Origin of the sequence: Pseudolysinimonas yzui (genome assembly GCF_014653215.1) — a bacterium.
GTDB lineage: Bacteria > Actinomycetota > Actinomycetes > Actinomycetales > Microbacteriaceae > Pseudolysinimonas_A > Pseudolysinimonas_A yzui.
In genome coordinates, this window is the sequence record NZ_BNAI01000003.1 from 246,395 (window position 1) to 268,795 (window position 22,401).

At 70.3% G+C, this 22,401-nt stretch carries 19 protein-coding genes; 3 read left to right on the forward strand and 16 right to left on the reverse strand.

Annotated elements, in window-relative coordinates:
* Nucleotides 1-35 precede the first annotated feature (35 nt).
* The 10 genes from IE173_RS09840 to IE173_RS09885 form a co-directional block, all read right to left on the reverse strand.
* A complete protein-coding gene (locus IE173_RS09840; protein WP_191283293.1) occupies nucleotides 36-1,112 on the reverse strand; it encodes a DNA glycosylase AlkZ-like family protein in 1,077 nt (358 codons plus the stop codon).
* Nucleotides 1,113-1,141: 29 nt separating this feature from the next.
* Complete coding sequence (locus IE173_RS09845; RefSeq protein ID WP_191283294.1) at nucleotides 1,142-2,464, reverse strand: NAD(P)/FAD-dependent oxidoreductase; 1,323 nt, start codon at nucleotides 2,462-2,464, stop codon at nucleotides 1,142-1,144.
* A 33-nt stretch (nucleotides 2,465-2,497) separates the two neighbouring features.
* Entirely contained in the window at nucleotides 2,498-3,715 is a 1,218-nt protein-coding gene (locus IE173_RS09850; protein WP_191283295.1) for a S8 family serine peptidase, read from the reverse strand.
* Nucleotides 3,712-4,248: a DUF501 domain-containing protein gene (locus tag IE173_RS09855; RefSeq protein ID WP_191283402.1), complete on the reverse strand. Its 537-nt coding sequence runs from the start codon at nucleotides 4,246-4,248 to the stop codon at nucleotides 3,712-3,714. The genes IE173_RS09850 and IE173_RS09855 overlap by 4 nt, the downstream gene beginning before the upstream one ends.
* Nucleotides 4,245-4,757 carry an FtsB family cell division protein gene (locus tag IE173_RS09860; protein WP_191283296.1) on the reverse strand — a complete coding sequence of 171 codons (513 nt, stop codon included), beginning with the start codon at nucleotides 4,755-4,757 and terminating at the stop codon, nucleotides 4,245-4,247. Before IE173_RS09860 ends, IE173_RS09855 begins: the two co-directional genes overlap by 4 nt.
* 65 nt (nucleotides 4,758-4,822) lie before the next feature.
* On the reverse strand, nucleotides 4,823-6,100 hold the full coding sequence (eno, locus tag IE173_RS09865; RefSeq protein ID WP_191283297.1) for a phosphopyruvate hydratase: 1,278 nt from the start codon (nucleotides 6,098-6,100) through the stop codon (nucleotides 4,823-4,825).
* A gap of 53 nt (nucleotides 6,101-6,153) precedes the next feature.
* Nucleotides 6,154-7,428: a histidine--tRNA ligase gene (locus tag IE173_RS09870; protein ID WP_229842042.1), complete on the reverse strand. Its 1,275-nt coding sequence runs from the start codon at nucleotides 7,426-7,428 to the stop codon at nucleotides 6,154-6,156.
* Nucleotides 7,429-7,494: 66 nt separating this feature from the next.
* Nucleotides 7,495-8,034, reverse strand: coding sequence for a carboxymuconolactone decarboxylase family protein (locus tag IE173_RS09875; RefSeq protein ID WP_191283299.1), 540 nt, complete (start codon nucleotides 8,032-8,034; stop codon nucleotides 7,495-7,497).
* 22 nt (nucleotides 8,035-8,056) lie between these two features.
* Nucleotides 8,057-8,656: a gamma carbonic anhydrase family protein gene (locus tag IE173_RS09880; protein WP_191283300.1), complete on the reverse strand. Its 600-nt coding sequence runs from the start codon at nucleotides 8,654-8,656 to the stop codon at nucleotides 8,057-8,059.
* A 9-nt stretch (nucleotides 8,657-8,665) separates the two neighbouring features.
* Nucleotides 8,666-9,325, reverse strand: coding sequence for a hypothetical protein (locus IE173_RS09885; RefSeq protein ID WP_191283301.1), 660 nt, complete (start codon nucleotides 9,323-9,325; stop codon nucleotides 8,666-8,668).
* 105 nt (nucleotides 9,326-9,430) lie between these two features.
* Here IE173_RS09885 and IE173_RS09890 point away from each other — a divergent pair, with 105 nt between their 5' ends.
* Together IE173_RS09890 and IE173_RS09895 are read left to right on the forward strand one after the other, a co-directional pair.
* On the forward strand, nucleotides 9,431-10,354 hold the full coding sequence (locus tag IE173_RS09890) for an ABC transporter ATP-binding protein (protein ID WP_191283302.1): 924 nt from the start codon (nucleotides 9,431-9,433) through the stop codon (nucleotides 10,352-10,354).
* Entirely contained in the window at nucleotides 10,351-11,433 is a 1,083-nt protein-coding gene (locus IE173_RS09895; protein ID WP_191283303.1) for an ABC transporter permease, read from the forward strand. Before IE173_RS09890 ends, IE173_RS09895 begins: the two co-directional genes overlap by 4 nt.
* 21 nt (nucleotides 11,434-11,454) lie before the next feature.
* Here the strand turns inward: IE173_RS09895 and IE173_RS09900 are convergent, their stop codons facing one another.
* Both IE173_RS09900 and IE173_RS09905 read right to left on the reverse strand, forming a co-directional pair.
* Nucleotides 11,455-12,093, reverse strand: a complete 639-nt coding sequence (locus tag IE173_RS09900; RefSeq protein WP_191283304.1) for a nucleoside triphosphate pyrophosphohydrolase — start codon at nucleotides 12,091-12,093, stop codon at nucleotides 11,455-11,457.
* A gap of 26 nt (nucleotides 12,094-12,119) precedes the next feature.
* Nucleotides 12,120-13,511, reverse strand: coding sequence for an MDR family MFS transporter (locus tag IE173_RS09905; RefSeq protein WP_191283403.1), 1,392 nt, complete (start codon nucleotides 13,509-13,511; stop codon nucleotides 12,120-12,122).
* A 110-nt stretch (nucleotides 13,512-13,621) separates the two neighbouring features.
* On the opposite strand from IE173_RS09905, the gene IE173_RS09910 reads away from it, so the two are divergent.
* Nucleotides 13,622-14,368 carry a CPBP family intramembrane glutamic endopeptidase gene (locus tag IE173_RS09910; protein WP_191283305.1) on the forward strand — a complete coding sequence of 249 codons (747 nt, stop codon included), beginning with the start codon at nucleotides 13,622-13,624 and terminating at the stop codon, nucleotides 14,366-14,368.
* Here IE173_RS09910 and mfd read toward each other — a convergent pair.
* From mfd to IE173_RS09930, 4 genes are read right to left on the reverse strand one after another with little or no spacing between them, the layout of a single operon-like run.
* The gene (mfd, locus tag IE173_RS09915) at nucleotides 14,349-17,858 is read right to left on the reverse strand and encodes a transcription-repair coupling factor (RefSeq protein ID WP_191283306.1); all 3,510 of its coding nucleotides are present in this window, start codon (nucleotides 17,856-17,858) and stop codon (nucleotides 14,349-14,351) included. The two genes, IE173_RS09910 and mfd, sit on opposite strands and share 20 nt — an antisense overlap.
* Nucleotides 17,859-17,883: 25 nt before the next feature.
* On the reverse strand, nucleotides 17,884-21,345 hold the full coding sequence (locus IE173_RS09920; RefSeq protein ID WP_191283307.1) for a LamG domain-containing protein: 3,462 nt from the start codon (nucleotides 21,343-21,345) through the stop codon (nucleotides 17,884-17,886).
* The gene (locus tag IE173_RS09925) at nucleotides 21,342-21,839 is read right to left on the reverse strand and encodes a hypothetical protein (RefSeq protein ID WP_191283308.1); all 498 of its coding nucleotides are present in this window, start codon (nucleotides 21,837-21,839) and stop codon (nucleotides 21,342-21,344) included. The genes IE173_RS09920 and IE173_RS09925 overlap by 4 nt, the downstream gene beginning before the upstream one ends.
* The gene (locus IE173_RS09930) at nucleotides 21,836-22,354 is read right to left on the reverse strand and encodes a hypothetical protein (protein ID WP_191283309.1); all 519 of its coding nucleotides are present in this window, start codon (nucleotides 22,352-22,354) and stop codon (nucleotides 21,836-21,838) included. Before IE173_RS09930 ends, IE173_RS09925 begins: the two co-directional genes overlap by 4 nt.
* Between the last annotated feature and the right edge of the window lie 47 nt (nucleotides 22,355-22,401).

The window sequence follows — 22,401 nt, forward strand, 5'->3', positions numbered from 1 at the left end:
GATTCGAGGGTACGCGGGTGGGGGTCGCTCGTGTGTCACCAGGCCGCGAGGGTGACGCCGAGCCAGGCCGCGAGATCCTCGAGCTCGACCCGCACGATCTCCTCCTCCTCGGGATCGAAGGGCAGCAACTCGTGCACGGCCGTGACCTTGAGCACCTCGGTCGCACGGTCGACCTCGGCATCGAGCAGCCCGACGAAGCGGTCGCCGAGCAGGATCGGATGCGCGAAGTAGCCATAGCGCCGCTGCGGCTTCGGCTTGAACTGCTCGAACACGTACTCGAAATCGAAGAGTTCTGCGAGGCGCGGGCGGTCGAAGAGCATCGGGTCGTACGGGTTGAGGAAGGCGATCCGGCCGCCCGGGTCGTCGTCGAGCGTGGCGAGTGCGTCGGGGTCGACCCGCCACTTCCACTCCGACCCTTCCACCGTGGCCGCCTCGCCGACCGTGCCCACCGGAGTCCACGGCGACTTCTGCTTGGCGATGCCGGCGGCGCGCAGCCGACTCTGCTGCAGCAGCAGTTCGGCCTCCTCCGCTGTGTACTCGGGAAGATCCCGCGGATACACCCGCTCCGCCAGGTCCCAGCGCTTGTGTCGCCCCTCCCTCCCGACGACGGCGACGACCCCCTGGCGCAGCAGGAAGTCGAGCATGATCGGGGTCTGGTTCGCGCCGGTCCAGCCGTCGGGCGGCCGCACGACTTCCGCCGTGTCGGGGATGTCGGCCGCGAGCAGCGGTCCGTCGGCGCGCAGGCGGGCGATCACCTCGGCTCGGAACGTCGCATTCGCGTCGAGCCAGGCACGCGAACTCTCGCGCCGCGGCCACGTCCGCATCGCCGGCAACATCAGGGGCAACATCCGGATGGGGCGGAACGCGCCGTCGAATTCGAACAGGTGCCGGTCGCGTTCGACGGCCTTCGACAGTTGCGCCGATTCGTACCCGCGGCCGATCCGCGACCAGAGGATCGTGTGCTCGGCCGGGGCGATCGTCGCCGTCGGGTCGATCTTGATCGCGCCAAGCTGGTCGGCGACCTCGACGACATCGCCGGGACGTTGCGCGTCGAGCAGCTGCGCGCTCACCGCGATGCGGCGGGCCTCATCCCTCGTGAGGTGGTGAACCACGCGACGAGACCCCGATTCCCGCGCCGGGTCTAGACCTTCGGGCGAACGGCCCAGGTCTCGAAGGCGGCGCGCGGGGTGTCGCGGGCCGGGATGCCGACGAGGTCGCGGCGGAACAGGAAGTTGATGATCCAGTTGCCGAAGACCCGCGCCTTGCGTTCCCACATCGGCATCGCGAAGCCGTGGTAGCCGCGGTGGGCCAGCCACGCGAGGAAGCCCTTGAGCGCAATCGGGCCGGACTGGAAGACACCGATGTACAAGCCGATGCCGGCCACGGCGCCGAGGTTCTTGTGACGGTACTCCCGCGGCTTCTCGCCCCGGATGTCGGCCACCAGGTTCTTGGCGAGCAGCTTGCCCTGACGCACGGCGTGCTGGGCGTTCGGCACGGTGAACCCGCCGACGCCCTGGTTGGGGACGAGGTCGGGGACCGCGGCGACATCACCGGCACCCCAGGCGTCGGGCACGACGCCGGCGTCGGAGATCACCCTGAGGTCGGCGCCGACGCGGAGGCGTCCGCGCTCCTCGGCGGGCAGATCGGTGTTGCGCATGACCGGGTTCGCCATCACGCCGGCCGTCCACATGATCGTGTCGGACTCGAACGACTCACCCGTGGAGAGCTCGATCTTGCCGTTGACCGCGCTCGCGAGCTGGGTGTCGAGGTGAACCGTCGCGGCGCGCTGTGCGAGGTTCTTCAGCACCCAGTGGCTGGTCTTCAGCGACACCTCGGGCATGATGCGGCCCATCGCCTCGACGAGGTGGAAGTGCGTGTCGTCGATCGTGAGGTTCTTGTAGTGCCGCAGCAGGGCCGACGCGTAGGAGCGCAGCTCGCCGAACAGCTCGATGCCGGCGAAGCCGCCGCCGACGACGACGAAGGTCAGCAGGCGGTCCCGCTCGGGGCCGGCCGGCAGATTGGATGCCTTGGCGAAGCAGTCGGCGATGCGGTCGCGGATCGCGATGGCCTCTTCGATGTTCTTGAGACCGATCGCCTCATCGGCGAGACCCGGAATCGGGAAGGTGCGGGTGATCGCACCCGCCGTGACGACGATGGTGTCGTAGTCGACATCCCAGGGGTCTCCGACCGCGGGCGTGACCGTGACCTTCTTCGCGGCGTGGTCGATCTTGCTGACACTTGCCGTGATGACTGTCGTCTTCTTGAGGTGGCGGCGGTGCGAAACGACCGCGTGACGCGGCTCGATCGACCCGGCGGCGACCTCGGGAAGGAAGGGCTGGTAGGTCATATACGGCAGCGGGTCGACGACCGTGACCTGAGCCTCTCCACGGGCAAGGTGCTTCTGCAGCTTCTTGGCCGTGTAGAAGCCGGCATAGCCACCGCCGACGATCAGGATTTTGCGCACGTTACAAGGACTCCTCGCTGGATTACCACCAATCTACCGCGAACGCGACGACCGATTTCCCCGCACCGCCCCGACGGCGAGGCCACCGATGACGAACACCATCAGCGCGACCGCGAACAGGGGCGCCCCGACGAGTTGGAGGCTGACGAGACTCGGCAGCAGGACCCCGGTCGGATCCGGCACCCCGCGGTCGGGCTCGCGCTCCGGTGCCGCGATCGCCTCGGACGGCTCGGGGGTCGGGTCGGCTCGACGGTTGATGCGCACCCACTCGGCGAGATCACCCATCGGGTTCGCCGTCACCTCGGGCACCGTGGCGGAGACCGCGGCGCTCGCGTCGACGTAGCCGAACCCATAGGTGAAGTCGGCACCGGCCGGCCCGGTGTCGTGGGCGGTCGCGACGATCCGGTTGATCACGTTCGCGGCGTCGAGGTCCGGATGCGCGGCCCGCACCAACGCGACCACGCCGGCGACGATCGGCGTCGCGCCGCTCGTCCCCGCCCAGGTGATGTACCGACCGGCCGGGGTGACGCCGACGAGGCGTTCACTGGGCGCCGCGACCCCGATCGTGATGCCCTGCGCCGACGCGTTCCAGGACGCCTGACCGTTCTCGTCGACCCCGCCGACGGTGAGCACGCCGGGGATGGTCGCGGGAGCGCCGACCTCGACCGAACCGCTGCCGCGATTGCCGGCCGCCGCGACCACGACCACGTCGTGCTCGGCGGCGTAGAGGAAGGCGTCGTCCCAGCTCTCCGGCCAATCGAGGGTGTTGCGCGACAGCGACATGTTGATGACATCCGCCCCGTTGTCGACCGCCCACGTCACGGCGTCGGCGATCTGGCCGTCGGAGTCGCCGTCGAACCCGACCGAGATGGTGAGCAGGGATGCCTCCGGCGCCGCCCCGATGACACCGGAGGTCGCACCGGTGCCCCGCCCCGCGGCGAGCGAGGCGACGAGGGTTCCGTGCTCGGGGTTCTCACCGATCGGCCGCTGCCCGTCGGGTGACCCGACGCCCGAGAAGTCGGTTCCCCCGACGACCGCACCCGCGAGGTCGGCGACCCCACCCGCGACCCCGGTGTCGATGATCGCGATCGTCACGCCGGCTCCGCGGGTCACCGCCCACGCGTCGCGGATTCCGTAGTCGTCGAGCCAGTACTCGCGGTCGCGCACCGCATCCCCGGGCGTGGCCTGCGCCGCCGGGGCGAACGCCAGAACCGCTGCGGCCGCCAGCACGAGCGCGAGCGCCCGCCTCATCGGGGTTCCGACACCGCCCGCAGGGCCGCACCCGGCTCGGCGCACTCGCAGCGCGCCGGCGACCAGGTGCACCGCTCGAGCGCGCGATCGCCGATCGGGTTCACCCCGGTGCCCGCGGCGAGCGCGTGCCCGGCGAGCGCATGCAGGCACTTCACCCGGTCGGGCATCCCGCCGGCCGAGAACCCGGCGATCTCGTCGACGACCTCGATCGTCTCGCGGTCGGCGAGGTAGCTCGCGTGGGCGGCGCGGTAGGCATCCGCCACCTCATCGTCGGCCAGTTCAGCCGCCAGCTCGCTCATGACCCCCGTCGCCTCGAGGGTCGAGATCGCCGCGGTCGCCGCCGGATGCGACAGGTAGTAGAGAGTGGGGAACGGCGTGCCGTCGGGAAGCCGCGGGGCCGTCGCGACGACCGTCGGGTTGCCGCACACGCAGCGCGCGGCGATGCCGACGACGCCGCGGGCGGGGCGGCCGAGCTGAGATGAGACGACGGCGATCTCGGCGGCGGTCGGCTCGGGGAAGGGCGGACGCATCAGCCGCCCTGCTGCGGGCTCTCGAGCTGCGCGGGAGTCGCATCCGTCAGCCCTGCCTCGTAGACGGTGGACAGCAGTGCGCGCACCCAGTCGACCTGCGTCGTCTGGATCTCGTCGCTGATCGGCAGGCCGCCCTCGTCGAGACCGTCCTGGTCGTCGCCGATCACCAGGAAGGTGATGTCGCCCGGATACACGTAGTAGAGCCGGTCGCGCGCTTGCGCCTCGATGTAGGCCGGGTCACTCCAACGGTCGATCTCGGCGGTCAGATCGTCGACATCCTCCTGGGCGAGCCGCACCGACTCTTCGAGCGCGGCGATCTGCTGACGCTGCTCGACGAAGGTCTTCAGGCTCGGCGCGAGCACGACGAGAGCCGCGACGACGAGCAGCAGCATCGAGAGCGCGAACCCCGAGAGCCGGAAGTTGCGCAGCCAGGCGGCCGTGCGGGGCTCCTCGGGCATCGCGACGGGCACGTTCCGCGTTCGCTCACGCGTCGGTCGCTGCACCCGGGCCATACGTCAAGGTTAGGTCTCTCGGTGGTCGAGCAGCCGCGCAGCGGCGTGTCGACCACCGAGAGGAACTACTTCGCGCGGGGGAAGGCCGAGCGGCCCGCGTAGACGGCGGCGTCGCCCAGTTCTTCCTCGATGCGCAGCAGCTGGTTGTACTTCGCGACGCGGTCGGAGCGGGCCGGGGCGCCGGTCTTGATCTGACCCGAGTCGGTCGCGACGGCCAGGTCGGCGATCGTCGTGTCCTCGGTCTCGCCCGAACGGTGGGAGAGGATGGCGGTGTAGCCGGCGCGCTGGGCGAGCGAGACCGCATCCAGGGTCTCGGTGAGGGTGCCGATCTGGTTGACCTTCACCAGGATCGAGTTCGCGACCTTGAGGTCGAGGCCCTTCTGCAGCCGCACCGGGTTGGTGACGAACAGGTCGTCGCCGACGATCTGCACCTTGTCGCCGAGCTCCGACGTGAGATGCACGTAGCCGTCCCAGTCGTCTTCGGCGAGCGGGTCCTCGATCGTCGCGAGCGGGTAGTCGGCCACGAGGCCGGCCCAGAACTCGGTGAGCTGGTCGCCGGTGAGCTTCTGCTTCTCGAAGGAGTACACGCCGTCGGCGAAGAACTCGGTCGCGGCGACGTCGAGACCCAGCAGGAAGTCCTTGCCTGCCGAGAAGCCGGCGGTGCCGATCGCCTCGAGGATGAAGTCGAGCGCCGCCCGGGCGCCGGGAAGGTCGGGCGCGAAGCCACCCTCGTCGCCGAGACCCGTCGACTGGCCCTTCTTCTTGAGGCCCGACTTGAGCGCGTGGTAGACCTCGGCGCCCCAGCGGAGGGCGTCGGCGAAGGTGTCGGCGCCGACGGGGAGCACCATGAACTCCTGGATGTCGAGCGCGGTGTCGGCGTGCGCGCCGCCGTTGATGATGTTCATCAGCGGCACGGGCAGGGTGTGCGCGTTGGGCCCGCCGAGGTAGCGGAACAGCGGCAGGTCGGCGGAGTCGGCGGCGGCCTTCGCGACCGCGAGCGAGACACCGAGGATGGCGTTCGCGCCGACCTTGCTCTTGTTGTCGGTGCCGTCCGCGGCGATCAGCTCGGCATCCACGAGGCGCTGGTCGGCGGCGTCGAAGCCTTCGATCGCCGGGCCGAGCACGTCGAGCACACCGGCGACGGCCTTGAGCACGCCCTTGCCGCCGTAGCGGTTCTCGTCGCCGTCACGCAGCTCGTACGCCTCGAAGGCGCCGGTCGACGCGCCCGAGGGAACGGCGGCGCGGGAGACGGTTCCGTCGTCGAGCAGCACTTCGACCTCGACGGTCGGGTTGCCCCGGGAGTCGAGGATCTCGCGGGCGCCGACGGCTTCGATGGCAGACATGGTTTTCCTTTGATCTGGGTGTGGGGTGTGGTGGCGGAGCCCCTGAGTCGAGCTTAGGACGACGCGGATTCGGTGAGAGAACGCAGGGACAGGGATGCCAGGGTCGTCGAGCGGTCGACGAACGCGAAACTCGTGAAGCCTTCGCCCGCGAGCGCGTCGAGGGTGGGCTTGACGTTCTTCGGACGGGCGACGAGGCGCACCCGGGAGCCGGTCGCGATGAGTTCGGCTTTGAGCGTCAGCAGTTCCGCGAGGTCGACGTCGGCGTCGTGCAGCAAGGCGATCGCCTCCGCCCCCTCCCCGGCGGGCAGCTCGACGAGGTCGACGAGCCGTTCGAAGCCGAGCGAGAAGCCGGTCGCGGGCACGTCGGTGCCGAGGAACCGGCCGATCATCCCGTCGTAGCGGCCGCCGCCGCCGAGCGAGTATGGCACCGAGGGGTGCGCGAGTTCGAAGATCGGGCCGGTGTAGTAGCCCATGCCGCGCACGAGGAACGGGTCGAACTGAAGCAGCGCGGCGCTCGGGTCGGCGCCGCGCGCCGCCGCGACCGCATCGCCGATCGCGACGAGCCCGGCGATCGCGTCGGCATCGGGGTTCTCGGGGAGGGCGTTGCGGATCGCGGCCTCGCCGAACGGCAGGAACTCCATCGTCTGCGGACGGCGGAAGAACGCCTCCAACGCGTCGACCGCCGTCGGGGTGACGCCGCGCTCCCGCAGCTCGGCGAGCACGCCGTCGTGCCCGATCTTGTCGAGCTTGTCGATCGTGATGAGAGTGCCGTCGTACTCGTCGGGCGCGAACCCGAGGGTGGCCAGCATCCCGGTCAGCAGGCGACGGTCGTTCACCCGGATGAACCCGCCGTCGAGGCCGAGGGCGTCGACCACGGCGAGCGTCGCGACCAGCAGCTCGGCTTCCGCGCGCGGCCCGGGCTCGCCGAGCACGTCGATGTCGCACTGCACGAACTGCCGGTAGCGCCCCTTCTGCGGCCGCTCCGCCCGCCACACCGGGGCGATCTGGATGCTGCGGAACACCGTCGGCAACTCGGCGCGGTGCGATGCATAGAAGCGCGCGAGCGGCACGGTGAGGTCGAAACGCAGGCCGAGGTCGGCGAGGTCGAGCGGCTCCTGCGCGGCCTGCAGGTCATCGCGGGTGAGGCCCCGCTTCAGGATGCCGAACGCGAGCTTCTCGTTGTCGCCCCCGAGACCGGCGTGCAACCGCTCGGAGTCCTCGGCGACCGGGGTCTCGATCTCGTCGAACCCGTGCGCCCGGTAGACGGCACGGATCACGGCGAGGATGCGCTCCCGCTGTGCCTTCTCGGCGTGAAGGAAGTCGCGCATCCCGCGCGGAGGATTGACCTGCTGTGCCACCCCCCTAGTCTGTCGGAGAAGTCAGCCCAGCTCCGGTCAGCCCAGCCCCGGGCAACCGAGTCCCTGCGCGACTCGAGCCCAGTAGCCGACCTGCGCGACGGTCGTGGCGAGCACGACGATCTCGCGTTCGGTGAAGTGCGCGTTCAGCCGATCCGCCATGTCTCGGGGCACGGCGACCGGGGTCGCCGACAGCACCCGGGCGTACTCGATGGCGAGGCGCTCCGCCGCGTCGAGGGTCGCGACGTCGGCGGCATCCCGGCGCCCCTGCACGACCGCGAGCTCGTCGTCGGTGAGGTGCTTCTGCCAGTCGCGACCGTTGAAACCGACGCAGAACGGGCAGTCGGTGACGGACGAGACGGTCATGCGCACGAGCTTGAGCATCCGCTCGTCGACCCGGCCGACATCGTGGGCGACCAGGGCCTCCATGACGCCCGCGCCGATCGCGGCTCTCGGGTACCAGGTGAGCAGCCGCGCGACCAGGGTGTCTTCCCCGGAGGCGCGCTTGGCGATCCAGAGCCCGAGCCGCAGCGGAAACGGGATGCGTCGCGGGGGCGCGATGAACGCGGGCAGAGTCATCTGCCCATCTTCACCCCACAGATCAGCCGATGGGGTGGTCGTCGGCGTGGCGAGAGAGGTGCCGCGCGTACCGCTCGGTGAGCTGCACCATGAGGTCGGGGGTGTCGCGGTCGAGGCCGAACACGTAGCCCGGGAAGTCGAGCTGCAGCTGGCGTGCCCAGATCTCTTCGTGCTTGTCGGGCGAGAACATCTCGACCGGCGAGCCGACGGCCACCCAGCCGATCGGCACGACCGACTCCGGCGGAAGCTCGGTGCGCAGGTGCACGACGGCGTTGATGCGCACCTCGCTGCGATCGCCGATGACGGCCCCGTTGAAGATGCGGGCACCCGTGGCGATGAAGACCTCTTCGCCGACCCGGGCACCGGAGATCGAGGCGAGCGGGCCGACCAGGCAGTGGTCGCCGATGCGGAGCGGATCGGATGAACTCGCCCGCAGCACCGCGTTCTCCATGACGATGACGTGCTCGCCGAGCACGATCGGCCCGCCCTCGGCGCTGATCACGGCACCGTGCAGCACCTGGCAGTCGGCGCCGATCGTCACGTCACCGCTGACGACGGCTCCCGGCGCGACGACGGCGTCGGGATGGATGCGCGGGCTCTGCCCGAGGTGTTCGACGAGCATGCGCCGAGCCTACGCCGCCGACGCCGTGCTGCCGTTGTCGGCGGAGCGGCGATACTGCGAACGCACGACGACCCGACCGTGGGGCAGCGAGCACGCGACGGCGAACACGATCATGAGGGCCAGGAAGGTCACGCCGGTCCAGACGCGACGGGGCTCCCAGTCCGCACCGACCGGCAACTCGAATCCGGACGTGAAGGATCCGAGTGCGAAGAGGGTGCCCGCGACGAGGTAGGCGAGGGCGATGACGCCGGACACGATGCGCAGCCAGAGCGGTCCGCGCCGCGAGAGCGCGTAGCCGCCGAGGATCCCGAACAGCGGCACCGCGACCGCGCCGCCGCCGATGCCGGTCGTCACGAGCGCCTCGAACCCACCCGGCACGAACAGGGGCGCCGTGAAGAGGAGCGGCGCCGCGGCCAGCCAACGCCACCCCGGGCGCCCTGCCGTGCGGCGGGCGTAGTCGGCGAGGCCGAGCAGCAGGCCCGCGAGTGCCCCGGGCAGGAGGATCAGCACGAAGGTTCCGACCCAGTCGAACTCCGACCCGCGGCCGGCGATCTCCGCCATCCAGCCGCGGAATGAGGCGGCCCAGGCGATGCCGCCGACGGCCCCGAGTGCTGCCGAGGGGAAGGCACCGAGGGTGCGCCAGTCGGGCAGGTCGATCGTCGCGGGCATTGCACGCCTTCCCCGCCGCCCGACGGCGGCGGTCACGCCCATTACTAGCGGCTCGCCCGCCCGCGCGGCAAGAGCAGGGGTCGTCGTCGGTGTTAGGGTCTGGGCATGGCCGAGGGTCCCTCAGCATCAGGAATCGTCGCGACCGGGTTGGCCCGGTCGTTCGGATCCGTGCAGGCGGTGCGCGACGTGACCTTCGAGGCGCGACCCGGCGAGATCACGGCTCTCATCGGCCCGAACGGCTCCGGCAAGACGACGCTGTTGCTCATGCTCGCCTCTCTGCTCGCGCCGGAACGCGGCGAGATCCGCGTCGCGGGTCACGACCCCGTCGCCGACCCGACCGCGGTGCGCCGGGTCATGGGCTGGATGCCGGACGTGCTCGGATCGTGGGCGCCGCTGTCGGTGCGCACGACGCTCGAACTCACGGCTCGGCTCTACGGCATCCCGAAGCAGGTGGCCCGCGACCGGGCCGAGGAGCTCATCGAACTGGTCGACCTCCTCCCCCTCGCCGACCGGCCGACGCGGGTGCTGTCGCGGGGCCAGAAGCAGCGGCTCAGTCTCGCCCGGGCCCTCGTGCACTCCCCCGAGGTGTTGCTGCTCGACGAACCGGCGTCGGGTCTCGACCCCGGGGCTCGGGTCGCCCTGCGCAAGCTGCTGCGCCAGCTCGCCGACGGCGGACGCACCATCCTGGTCTCGAGCCACGTGCTCGCCGAACTCGAAGAGATGGCCGACGCCGCCGTGTATCTCGACGCCGGGGTGACCGCCAGTGCCGAGCGCATCGCGGCCGCACGAGCCGCCGGACGCGAGTGGCGCATCCGCTCACTCGACGCCACCGCGTTGCGCGAGGCGCTCGGGTCGACGGCGGCCCGCTGGGAGGGAGCCGACGCGATCGTGGCGTTGACCGACGACACGGCCGCAACGCAGCTTCTGGCGCGCCTGGTCGCCGACGGCGTGCCGGTGCTGCTGTTCGCGCCCTCGGTGGGCGACCTCGAGCAGACCTTCCTCGGGCTGTCGACGGGAGCGTCGTCATGACCGCGGCGCTCACGGGCATCTGGACGATCGCGTCGATCGAACTGCGACAGCGGGTGCGCGGATCGGCCTGGTACGTGCTGCTCGGAGTCTTCGTCGCGCTCACGCTCATCGTCACGATCGGCGCGACGCTCGCGCTGAGCTACGCCCCCGAACCCGGCAGCGCGCTCTACTCGATCGTCGTCTACTTCGTGCTGCTGCTCGCGACCCTGGTGACCCCCGCCCTCTCGGGCAACGCCATCAACGGCGACCGGGATGCCGGCACCCTCGCCACGACGCAGGTCACCCTCGTCTCGACGACGCAGATCGTGCTCGGCAAGTTCCTCGCCGCCTGGCTCTCCTCGCTCGCCTTCCTGGTCGCGGCGGTGCCGTTCATCGCGTACTCGTTCGTGCTCAGCGAGGTGCCTCCGCTCACGGTCGCCACGTCACTCGGGGTGCTCGTCATCGAGCTGGCCGTCGTCTCGGCGGTCGGCGTCGGACTGTCGGGGCTGCTGCGCCGACCGCTGTTCTCGGTCGTCGTCACCTACCTCGTCGTGGCGCTCCTGAGCGTCGGAACCCTCATCGCGTTCGGCATCGCCGGCACCGCGATCCAGTCGCCCGTGACGGCGACGAACCGTGGCATCGACTGGGCTCAGTACGAGGGCGACGAGGTCGAGTACGACCCGCAGACCGGGTTGCCCCGGGGCGCCGAATGCACACTCGTCTCGACCTACGAATACAACGCGCCGCGCTTCGACTACGTCTGGTGGCTGCTCGCGGCGAACCCGTACGTCGTCGTCGCTGATGCCGCGCCGACGGCGTACGACGCGAACGACTACCCGGTCGACGTCTTCGGGTGGATCAAGGCCGGCGTGCGCGGCGTGCAGCAGGCGCCCGACCTGACGCCGCTGTGGGACGAGTGCGATCCCGAGTCGTGGAACGGCCAGGGCCCCTCGACCCGCGACCTCATCGAGAACTCGACACCGAGCTGGTTCGTCGGGCTCGCGATCCACGTCGTGCTGGGCGGTGCCCTGCTGGTCGGCGCGGTCGGGGCGACACGCACCCCCGCGCGACGCCTGAGTCCCGGCAGCCGGATCGCCTGAGCGTCAGGACCCGCACACCGGTCAGGCCGACTCGGCGAGCGCCACCCGATCGCGCAGCGACCGCAGGGCACCGCGCAGCGCGCGTTCGGCATCCAGACCCTGAGCCCGGGCTCCGGCGACGACCGCGAGCAGCTGCGCACCGAGCTCGTCCTCGGTGGCCGGCACCGGCGCCGGCTCGACGGTGACGCCGACCTTCTCGGCGCGACCGAGCGCCTTGTCGGCGAGGGCGAGCCCGGGCATCCCGGCCGGGATCCCCTCGAGCACGCTCGTGCGGTGCGCCTTCTCGACCGCCTTGACCGCCTCCCAGGTGGCGACCACGGCATCCGGGGTCTCGGCGATCACGTCACCGAAGACGTGCGGATGCCGCCCCTTCATCTTGTGCGTCATGTGCTCGGCGACGTCCTCGAGCGTGAAGCGGCCCGCCTCGGCCGCGATGTCGGCGTGGAACAGCACCTGGTAGAGCACGTCACCGAGCTCCTCGACCAACTCGTCGTCGTCGCCCGACTCGATCGCCTCGACCAGTTCGGCGCTCTCCTCGACGAGGTACTGCACGAGCGAGGCGTGGGTCTGGTCGCGATCCCAGGCGCAGCCCCCGGGCGCGCGCAGGCGTTCGAGCGTCGCGATCAGTTCGTCGAGACGAGGATGCGGGGCATCGGTCATGCCGCCATCCTCACATCTCGGGAGAGTCAGGCGGGTGCGGCTTCCGGCGGCGCCTCGGGTGAGCCCTCGGCCGCGACCAACGGAACGCGCGGCATCGCGATCGCGGCGACCAGCAAGACGGCGGCGCCGATCGCCCCGCCGAGGAACACCGCACCCGCGGCCGCCTCCATCGTCGACGGAATCGTCTCGTCGCCGCCATTCGCGAGGATGACGGCGTTCGCGACCGCGCCGAGTGCCGCCGCCCCGATCGACTGCCCGATCGAGCGCGAGAACAGCTGGGTGCCGGTCACGACCCCGCGTTCGCTCCAGTCCACGCTGGACTGGGCGGCGACCAGACTGCTGACCGCCGCGAAGCCGAACCCGGCACCGATCAGGAAGCACAACCCGGCGACCACCCAGATCGACGGGCTGAAGGTCGATAGGGCGAGCCCCGCGGTGCTGACCACCAGCAGAGCCGCGCCCAGGATCGTCGTGGGGCGGAAGCCGAACCGCAGATAGAGGCGACCGGCGATCGTCGCGGCGAGCGGCCAGCCGATCGTGAGGGCGCCGAGCGCCAGACCGGCCGCGATCGGCTCGGCCCCGGTCGTCACCGTCAGGAAGGTGGGCACATATGCGGTGAGGCCGATGAGCACCGCGCCGACGCAGAATCCGAGGAGGTTGGTGGTCCACAGCAGACGCCGCGACAACGCCCAGAACGGCAGGATCGGCTCAGCCGCCCGCCGCTCGACCAGCACGAAGGCGACGAGCAGCAGCGCGCCCGCACCCAGCACCGCGAGGCTTTGCGGCGAATCCCACGCCCATCCGGTGCCGCCCTGCAGCACGCCCAGAAGCAGCAGCGTCACCGACACGCTCAGCAGTGCCGCCCCCGCGTAGTCGATGCGATGCTGCCGCGGCTCGACCTTCTCCCGGAAGCGCGACCAGATCATCCAACCGGCGAGGAGGCAGAGCGGGATGTTGATGAAGAAGATGCCGCGCCACAGGTCGAACTGCGCGAAGACGCCGCCCAGGGTCGGGCCGACCACGGCGGCGATCGCCCACACGCTCGCCATGTAGCCCTGCACCCGGGCGCGTTCCTCGAGCGTGTAGATGTCGCCGACCATCGTGATGACGATCGGCAGGATCGCTCCGGCGCCGATGCCCTGGATGGCGCGGAAGACGATCAGGCTGGGCATGTCCCAGGCGAACCCGCAGAGGATCGAGCCGAGCAGGAACACCGAGATCCCCCACAGGATGAGCGGCTTGCGTCCGAACAGATCGGCCAGCTTCGCGTAGATCGGAACGGTGACCGCCGAGGCGAGCAGGTAGATCGAGAACAGCCACGGGAACGACGTGAAGCCCCCGATGTCGGCGACGATCGACGGCACGGCTGTGGCGATCACGGTGGAGTCGATCGCGACGAGACCGGTCGCCAGCATCATGGCGAGAAGGAGGGGTCCGCGCTCGGACCGGAAGCCGACGGCAGTGCTCACTCGCCCTAGCCAACCACCACGGCGCACGCCCGCGCTGGCAATTCGAGGATGATGGGCAGGTGGATGCCCCTGCTCTCGCCCTCCTCGGCGTCGTGGTGGGGGTGCTGCTCTGGCGGGCGCTCACCCGCGAGCGTCGTGAATACGGTCGCTTCAAGCGGCTGCGCTCGACGGTCGCCCGGCAGAAGGTCTACCGGCGCTGGCTGATCGAGGGGGCGCTCGCACTCGGCGGTCTGTCGCTCGCGACGATCGTCGGGGCGTGGCCGCAGATCTCCCCGGTGCTCGTCGCCGCCCAGCGCTGGGAACCGATCGCCGCGATGCGCGCGTTCCTCGCCTCCGACGTCGGGCTCGCCGTGGCGGTTGCGGCTGCCGTCGTCGTGCTCGCGGGACTTGTCGTGCCGGTCGTGCTCCTGCGCCGCTCGCTCGACGAGGCACCGGCGATCGGCGACATCCGCGCGCTGCTGCCCCGCACGCGCGGCGAGCTGCCATACGGCGCGGGGCTGTCGGTGAGTGCCGGGGTCTTCGAGGAGCTGCTGTTCCGCCTCGGCCTGCCGGCGCTGGGGTTCGCGGTGACCGGTGATGCCGTCGTGGCGTTTCTCGGCGCGACCCTGCTCTTCGGGGTGCTGCACGTCTACCAGGGCCCGCTCGGCATCCTCTTCTCGACCGTGCTCGGGGCGGTCTTCGTGGCGCTCTACCTCGTGACCGGGTCGATCCTCGTGCCGATCGTGCTGCACGTGGTGATCGACCTGCGGTCGATGGTGCTCATCCCGATCGCCCTCGGCCGCGTCCTCAACCCGCGGGAGGCGTAGGAAGGGGCGGGGCGAAGAGAGCGGTGAGCACGCCGTCGACCCAGGCGATGAGGTCGGCGTCGGTGCCCTGCGGCAGCGGGATGCTGAGCGCTTTCGCGGCGGCGAACACGCGGGCTCCCGGGTACATGCGCTTGAGCCGCAACTGCTTCGAGTCGGGCAGCTCGGCGGGGGCGATGCGCAGGTTGCCGCCGACGGCGACCACCTCCGAGAGCCCCGCCTTGATGGCCGCGCGGCGCAGTCGGGAGATCGCGACCAGGTTCTTCACGGCATCCGGCAGTTCGCCGTAGCGGTCGGCGAGCTCCTCGGCGACCGCGTCGATGGCGTCGTCGGTCGACGCCGGAGCCGCCGCCGTGGAGAGCTTCTGGTACGCCTCGAGCCGTAGCCGCTCGCTCTCGAGGTACTCCTCGGGGATGCGGGCATCCACCGGCAGCTCGAGGCGCAACTCGGTCTGCCCTTCGGCGACGTCGCCGCGGAAGGTCGCGACGGCCTCGCCGATCATGCGCAGGTAGAGGTCGAAGCCGACACCGGCGATATGACCCGACTGCTCGCCGCCGAGCAGGTTGCCGGCACCGCGGATCTCGAGGTCCTTCAGGGCGACCTGCATCCCCGAGCCGAGTTCGGTGTTGGCGGCGATCGTCTCGAGGCGGTCCTGCGCGACCTCGCCGAGCGGCTTGGCGTCGTCGTAGAGGAAGTACGCGTAGGCGCGCTCCCGTCCGCGGCCGACCCGCCCGCGGATCTGGTGCAGTTGCGAGAGCCCGTACTTGTCGGCGGCGTCGATGATGAGGGTGTTGGCGTTGGCGATGTCGATGCCGGTCTCGATGATCGTCGTGCTCACCAGGACATCGAACTTGCGTTCCCAGAAGTCGACGATCACCTGCTCGAGCACGTTCTCGGAGAGCTGCCCGTGGGCGACGGCGATGCGGGCCTCGGGCACGAGGTCGGCGAGCTGTGCCGCGACGCGGTTGATCGACGAGACGCGGTTGTGCACGAAGAACACCTGACCCTCGCGCAGCAGCTCGCGCCGGATGGCGGCCGCCACCTGCTTCTCGTTGTACGGGCCGACGAAGGTGAGGATCGGATGCCGGTCTTCCGGCGGGGTCGCGAGGGTCGACATTTCGCGGATGCCGGTCACCGCCATCTCGAGCGTGCGCGGGATCGGCGTCGCGCTCATGGCGAGGATGTCGACGTTGGTCTTCAGCTTCTTCAGCGCGTCCTTGTGCTCGACCCCGAAGCGCTGCTCCTCGTCGATGACGACGAGCCCGAGATCCTTGAAGCGGATGCCGTCGCTGAGCAGTCGGTGGGTGCCGATGACGACATCCACCGAGCCGTCGGCGAGCCCCTCGATGGTCTCCTTCGACTCCTTGTCGGTCTGGAACCGGCTGAGCGCACGCAGGTGCACGGGGAAGCCGGCGAAGCGCTCGGCGAAGGTCTCCATGTGCTGCCGCACGAGCAGCGTCGTCGGCACGAGCATCGCGACCTGCTTGCCGTCCTGCACGGCCTTGAACGCGGCGCGCACGGCGATCTCGGTCTTGCCGTAGCCGACGTCGCCCGAGATGAGCCGGTCCATCGGGATCGGCCGTTCCATGTCGGCCTTGACGTCGTCGATCGTGATGAGCTGGTCGGGCGTCTCGGCGAAGGCGAAGGCCTCCTCGAGTTCGCGCTGCCACGGGGTGTCGGGCGGGAAGGCGTGCCCGACACTCGCCATGCGCGCGGAGTAGAGCTTCACCAGTTCGACGGCGATGTCGCGCACCGCCTTGCGGGCCTTGCCCTTCGCGGCCGCCCAGTCGGATCCGCCCATCTTCGACAGGGCGGGTGCCTCACCGCCGACGTAGCGGGAGAGCAGATCGAGCTGGTCGGTCGGCACACTGAGCCGGTCGGGCGCGCCGCCGCGTTTGCTCGGCGCGTACTCCAGCACGAGGTACTCGCGTACAACGCGGGCGTGTTGCGTGCCGAGCGGGCCGCGCGCGGTGCGCTCCCCCGACGCCACCTCGCGCTGGATGAGTTCGACGAACCGGCCGATCCCGTGGGTCTCGTGCACGACGTAGTCGCCGGCCTTCAGCTGCAGCGGGTCGACGACGTTCTTGCGGCGGCTCGCCAGCCGCCGGGTGCCGCGCGCGTCGACCGATGCGGCTCGCCCGTAGAACTCGGCCTCGGAGAGCACGGCGATCTTCTCGTCGGGCAGCGCGAACCCCGCCTCGATCGCGGCCTGCTCCAGCGTGGGCGCCACCCCGGCCTCGGCGAGCACGTCACCCGCACGTTCCACGAGGCCCGCGCCGGCTGCGGTCACCGTCACGTTCCAGCCATCGCGCACGAGACCCGCGACGTAGTCGACGGCGCCCTCGACCTGACCGGCGAAGCTCGGGATGACGGTGCCCGGGATGCGCACGACCTCGTCGGCGTCGGAGTCGAACGGGCTGAACGTCCACCAGGTGCGCGGCCTCGCCGCCGCGCGCAGCTGGGAGACGGTGAGGAAGTCGCCGCGGTCGAGGCTGATCGGCGCCTTCGCCCCCGCCGTCGCCGCGCTCCAGGCCGCCTCGAGGAACTCGCGGTTGGTCTCCGCGAGGCTCAGCGCCCGGGTGGCGACGCGTTCCGGGCTGAGGATCGCCACCGCGGCATCCTCGGGCAGCAGGTCGGTGACCGGCACCAGTTCGCCGACGAGCGCGGGGGCGAGACTCTCCATCCCCTCGACCGGGATGCCTTCGGCGATCTTCGCCAGCATCCCCTCGAGACTCGGGAACTCGCGCTCCATCTCCCGGGCGCGCTGCCGCACCGCGTCGGTGAGCAGCAGTTCGCGGCTCGGCAGCAGGTCGACGGAGGTCAGATCGTCGGGCAGCGAACGCTGATCGGCGACCGAGAAGAAGCGCAGTTGCTCGATCTCGTCGCCGAAGAAGTCAGCGCGCACCGGATGTTCGGCATCCGGCGGGAAGACGTCGAGGATGCCGCCGCGCACCGCGAACTCGCCGCGTCGGGTGACGAGGTCGACTCGGGCGTAGGCCAGCTCGGCGAGCTTCAGGGACAGGCCGGGGAGGTCGTAACCGCGCCCGCCGCGGGTGAGTTCGAGCGACGGGACGTCGGCGAGGCCGGGCACGACGGGCTGCAACGCGGCACGCACGCTGGCGACGACGACGAGGTGGCCACGACGGGCGGCGTCCCACCGCGCGATCTCGCGCAGGGTGCGCAGGCGTCGTCCCACCGTCTCGGCGCTCGGGCTCAGGCGCTCGTGCGGCAGGGTCTCCCACGCCGGGAAGTCGAGCACCGTCGCGTCGGGCAGGTAGGCGTGCAGCGACCCGGTGATCGCCTCGGCCTCACGGCTCGTCGCGGTGACGGCGAGCACCGCCTGCGCCGGTCCCCGGGCGTCGAGCAGCGCGGCGATGACCGGCACACGCAGCCCCTCGACGAGGGAGAAGTCGGCGTCGGTTCCGCTCAGTTTCAGGGCGGTCTGGAGCGCGCGGGCATGCGCCAACCTCGGAATCACGGCATGCAGACCCACTCGTTCGAGCTTAGGCGGGCGAGGATCACATCGCCGCGAGTGCCGCGATCTCAGCACCGCTCAGCACGCGGCCGTAGAAGCGCACCTCGTCGATCGCGCCGTTCACATAGTCGGTGCGGACGCCGTTCCACTTGGCGGCGCCGACGATGGTGGGCCCGAAGGCGGTCCACGAGGTCGGTGCCGTGGCCGTCCCCTGCGACACGCCGTTGACGTAGAGCTGCATCGTGCCCGCCGTCTTGTTGTAAACACCGGCGACGTGATACCAGGTGCCCGTCACAAGCGTCGCCGCACCGTCGATGGTGACGAACGCGCTCGAGGTCGAGTCGCCGCCGGTCTGCGCGAAGCGGAACTTGCCCGCACCGTTGGTTCCGATGAAGAAGGGGCTGACATTGGTGCCGTCGATGGAAGCCAGCGTCTGGTAGCCCGCGGTGTTGTTGAACTTGACCCAGGCGGCGACGGTGTAGCTCTCGCTCGTCTCGATCACGCGCTGGTTGCCCGACGTCAGCGCCCAGCTGTTGGTCGCGCCCGATAGGTTCAGCGCGGACCCCAGCCCGGATTTGCTGACCGCCCACGTGGCGCCCGCTTGCAGGGTGAGCGAGTTGAGGTTGCCCGAACTGTCGGCGGCCGTGGCACCGAAGCCTTCATTGAAGGCCCAGATGGCGCCGGGCGAACGGGCAACGTTCGCGTTCGTCGCAATGTGCTGGTTGCCGACGTTGTCGGTGACGACGTAGCGGTACATGTAGCACGTGCCGCTCCCGCTCACCGTGTCGGTGAAGGGCGAGGTCGGGCTGGTGCCGCCGGACACGGTCGCGAAGCTGCCGAAGGTGCCGCAGGTTCCGCCGTTCTGAGTTGCCGTCGCGCGTTGCAGCAATCGGCTCGCAATGCCGGAACCGCTCTCGGTTCCCGTCGTGAACGAGACCGAGATCGTGGTGCCGCTGTAGATGCCGTTGAGGTAGCTGACCGTGCCCGCGGCCGGCGCCGTGTTGTCGGCCACGAACGTCAGGTTCGACGCGGTGGATGCCGTGCCGGCGTTGTTCGTCGCCGTCACCGTACGCGTGCCCGGAGCCGCCGGGGCGCCACTCCAGGAGTAGGTGTTCACGCCGAGAGCGCCGGGCGTGGACGTCCAGTTCGTGCCCGCCGCCTGGTATGCCCAGCTCGCGATGCCCGACTGAGCGTCAGTCGAGGTGCCGGTGACGACGAACGAGCCCGATGCCGCACCGGAGTTGTAGTAGACGGTGGAGCCCGAGCCGCTCCAGTAGGAGTTGACCGGCGACGAGATCGCGAGGGTCGGCGTCGACGGGGCGGTGTCGTCGACCTTGATGTCGCCGCTCGTGTAGGTCGTCGTGTTGCCGAGCGTGTCCGAGACCGTGTACTGGTACCGGTAGCAAGCGCCCGTAGTGACGGTGTCGGCCCTCGGCGACGTCGGGTCGGTCCCACCGGTCACCAGCGCGTAGCTGCCGAAGGTGCCACACGTTCCGGTGGTCAGCGTCGCTGTGGCGCGGGTCAGCGTGCGGCCGGTGGTCAAGAGTCCGCTCGAGTCGGTGCCCGCGCTGAACCCGATGCTGAGGTTGGGCGACGTCGAGTAGCGCGACCCGGTGCCGACGAGTCCGGTCGCGTCGACCGAGCCGCCGGTCGGGCCGGTCGTGTCGGATGCACCGGACGTACCCAGCTGGTAATGGTTCGTCACCGTCCCCGCGGGGAGCACGCTCGTGTAGACCGCGACCTCGTCGAGGGTTCCCGCGAAGTAGTTGGCCCCGAAACCCAGCCGGCCGAAGTTGAGCGTCGACTGCGCGTTGAGCAATCCAGTGTTTCCCGTCGTCGTGCCGACGAGCGCACCGTCCACATAGAGCGCGAGCGCGCCCGTCGACTGGGTGCGGGTGAAGACGACGTGGTGCCACCGGTTGTCGTTGTAGGTGGCGGGCGACGCGACGCTGATCTCGGGCAGCCCGACGCCCGCGACGATCTTGCCCGCGCACATCGAGACCCCGAAGTCCTGCGCCCCACCGGCGAGGTCGGCGTCGACCAGTCCGGCGCCGTGCCACCACTGGGTGCACGGGGTCTGCCCGTAGACCTCGCCGACGAAGTTCTGCGAGGACTTGACCCAGAACTCGATCGAGAAGTCGGCGGCGATCTGTCGAGCCGCGGTCGCGTAGTCGTTGATCCCGTCGAACTGCACCGCGGTGTCGAGGTCGTTGGGCAGAGCGCCGGTCACCCCCGGTGTCGGAGCGTTGAAGAAGGTGCCGTCGTTGTTGGCGACGCCCTTGTCATCCATGACCCCGGCGGTGCTGGCATCGCCGAGCCGCCACCGGCTGAGCTGCCCGGCCGTGTCGACCACCGCTCCCCGATAGTCGACCTTGGCGACACTCGCGCTCGTCGTGATCGATTGATTGCCGACGGCATCCGTCACCACGTAGCGGTAGATGTAACACATCGCGTTCACGACCTGGCTGTCGACGTACGGTGACGTCGGCGAGGTGGACCCGATATCGATGAAGTTCGAGTACGTGCTGCCGCAGGTGCCGCTGTTGTTGGCCGCCTGCGAACGCTGCAACTGTCGAGTAGCCACGCCGGCGCCGGCGTCCGTGCCGGTCGTGAAGGTCAGCGTCACCGACTTGCCGGGCTGGTTGCCGTCAAGGTAGCTGAGCGAGCCGAGGGGCGGTGCGGTCGTGTCGTTGGTGAAGGTCAGGTTGGTGACCGCTGTGTTGCCGATCACATCACGCCCGGTGACGGCGACCGTGGGGGTGCTGGCCGTCGCCGCGCCCCACGCAAACGGGTTGGAGACGTACGGCCCGCCCGCCGGAGCGGAGACGGTCGACGGGGTGTGGGTCCACCCAGTCGTCGTGCCACCCAGTGCACCGGTCTGGCTCGAGGCCGGTCCCGTGCCGCCGTCGGTGACGGTGTTGGTCACCGTGAACGATCCCACGGTGGATCCGCGGTAGTAGACGGTCGAACCGACGAGAGCCGCCCCGCCGCTGACGTTGCTCAGCGAGAGGGCATTGACCGGCGGAGTCGTATCGACGGTGACGACGGCGCTCATGGCGCTCTCGGTGCCGCGCCAGTTCGTGGCGAACACCGGCGTCACCGTGTATCGCCAGGTACCCGCGGGAACCGAGCTCTCGATGCAGCTCGTCGCCGTCACCACACCTGTGCACGCGCTGAGGATCGTCTGCAGAGCGAGCGTCGACGAGTTGTACCGGCGGATCTCGTATCCGGTCACCGCCGCCCCGTTGGCCAGGGTCGACGCCGACCAGCTCACGGTGACATTCGCGCCGCTCGCGGTCGCGGTCGGCGTCGCACCGGCGCTCACCGAGGTCGCGAGGGCCGAGCCGGCACTCCCCGCCGTGACGGCGACGAGCCAGTACGACCACGCAGCGCCGCCGACGAGCACGAGCAGGGCGGCGGCGCACATCATGAGGAGCGCGCGCTTCCACCGGGCCGGCGCAGAGAGGTGCCGGGCCCGGGGTGCGGAGAGCGCGGCTGTCGTCATGCGCTCACCAGATAGACCGTGAACGTGGCGCCTTGACAGGCGTTGGCGGCGGATGTCGACATCCCGATCGCGTTCGGCAGGGTGATGCCCAGCGAGCCGTTGACCAGGCCCACCCGGGCCGGGATCGTCCACCCGCTGCCGCCGTTGGTCTGCGTCGAGAAGCTCAGGACGGCGACGTTGCAGCTGCTGTGGCCGGCGTCGACGGCGAAGCCTCCCGTGCCGCTGGCCGTGTCGAGGCTGAGCGAGTTGATGCGCACCGCGGTGTCGTTCGTGTTGGTCGCCGTCAGGACGACGTGGGCGGTGGCGCCGGGGCGAAGGTTGGCCGGCGGCGTGCCGACCGTGAGGGTGACGGGCACGACGTCACCGGTCGCGCTGGTGCCGGTGCCGTTCCCGGTGCCGCCCCAGTAGGCGAGGGCGATGCCTCCCACCGGCAGCACGACAAGTGCGAACGCGGCGCAGGCACCGAGGATCGCGAGACGGCGACGGCGGATCATTCGACGATCCTCCCGACTGCCGAATAGGCGAGGGCGAACGAGGCGGCCTTGCAGCCGTCCTGATTGCGCGCGGTGTCGAGCATCAGCACTTGCGGCCAGTCGTCACTCGGAACGCCGAGTTCTGCGAGGGACGTCGTCGTCCCCGCGGGGACGACGAGTTCGCCGGCTCCCGCGATCTGTTTCACCGCGAAGTCCTCGACGCTGCACGGAAGCGACTCCGTGGCGTTCGGCGCGTCCACCCCGTCGACCTCCACGCGAAGTTCGGTCACCACGAGGTCGGTGTCCAGTGGATTCGAGATGCTGAGGTTCAGGGGGGCAGACCCTCCGGGGAAGAACGGTTCAGCCAGATCGCCGCTGATCGAGAACGAAGGCGAGGGCCGATCGGCGACGGCGTCTGCGTTCCCACCGAACGAGAACGAGCGCGTCACGATCGCCCACGTCAGTGCGGCCCCGATGACGAGGCCGACGACGAGCATCCCGATGGCGATCAGCCAGCGGCGTCGGGGGGTGACCATGTGCTGCCTCCCTTCGCCCCTCGAAACTCAAGGCGAAGCGGTACGCG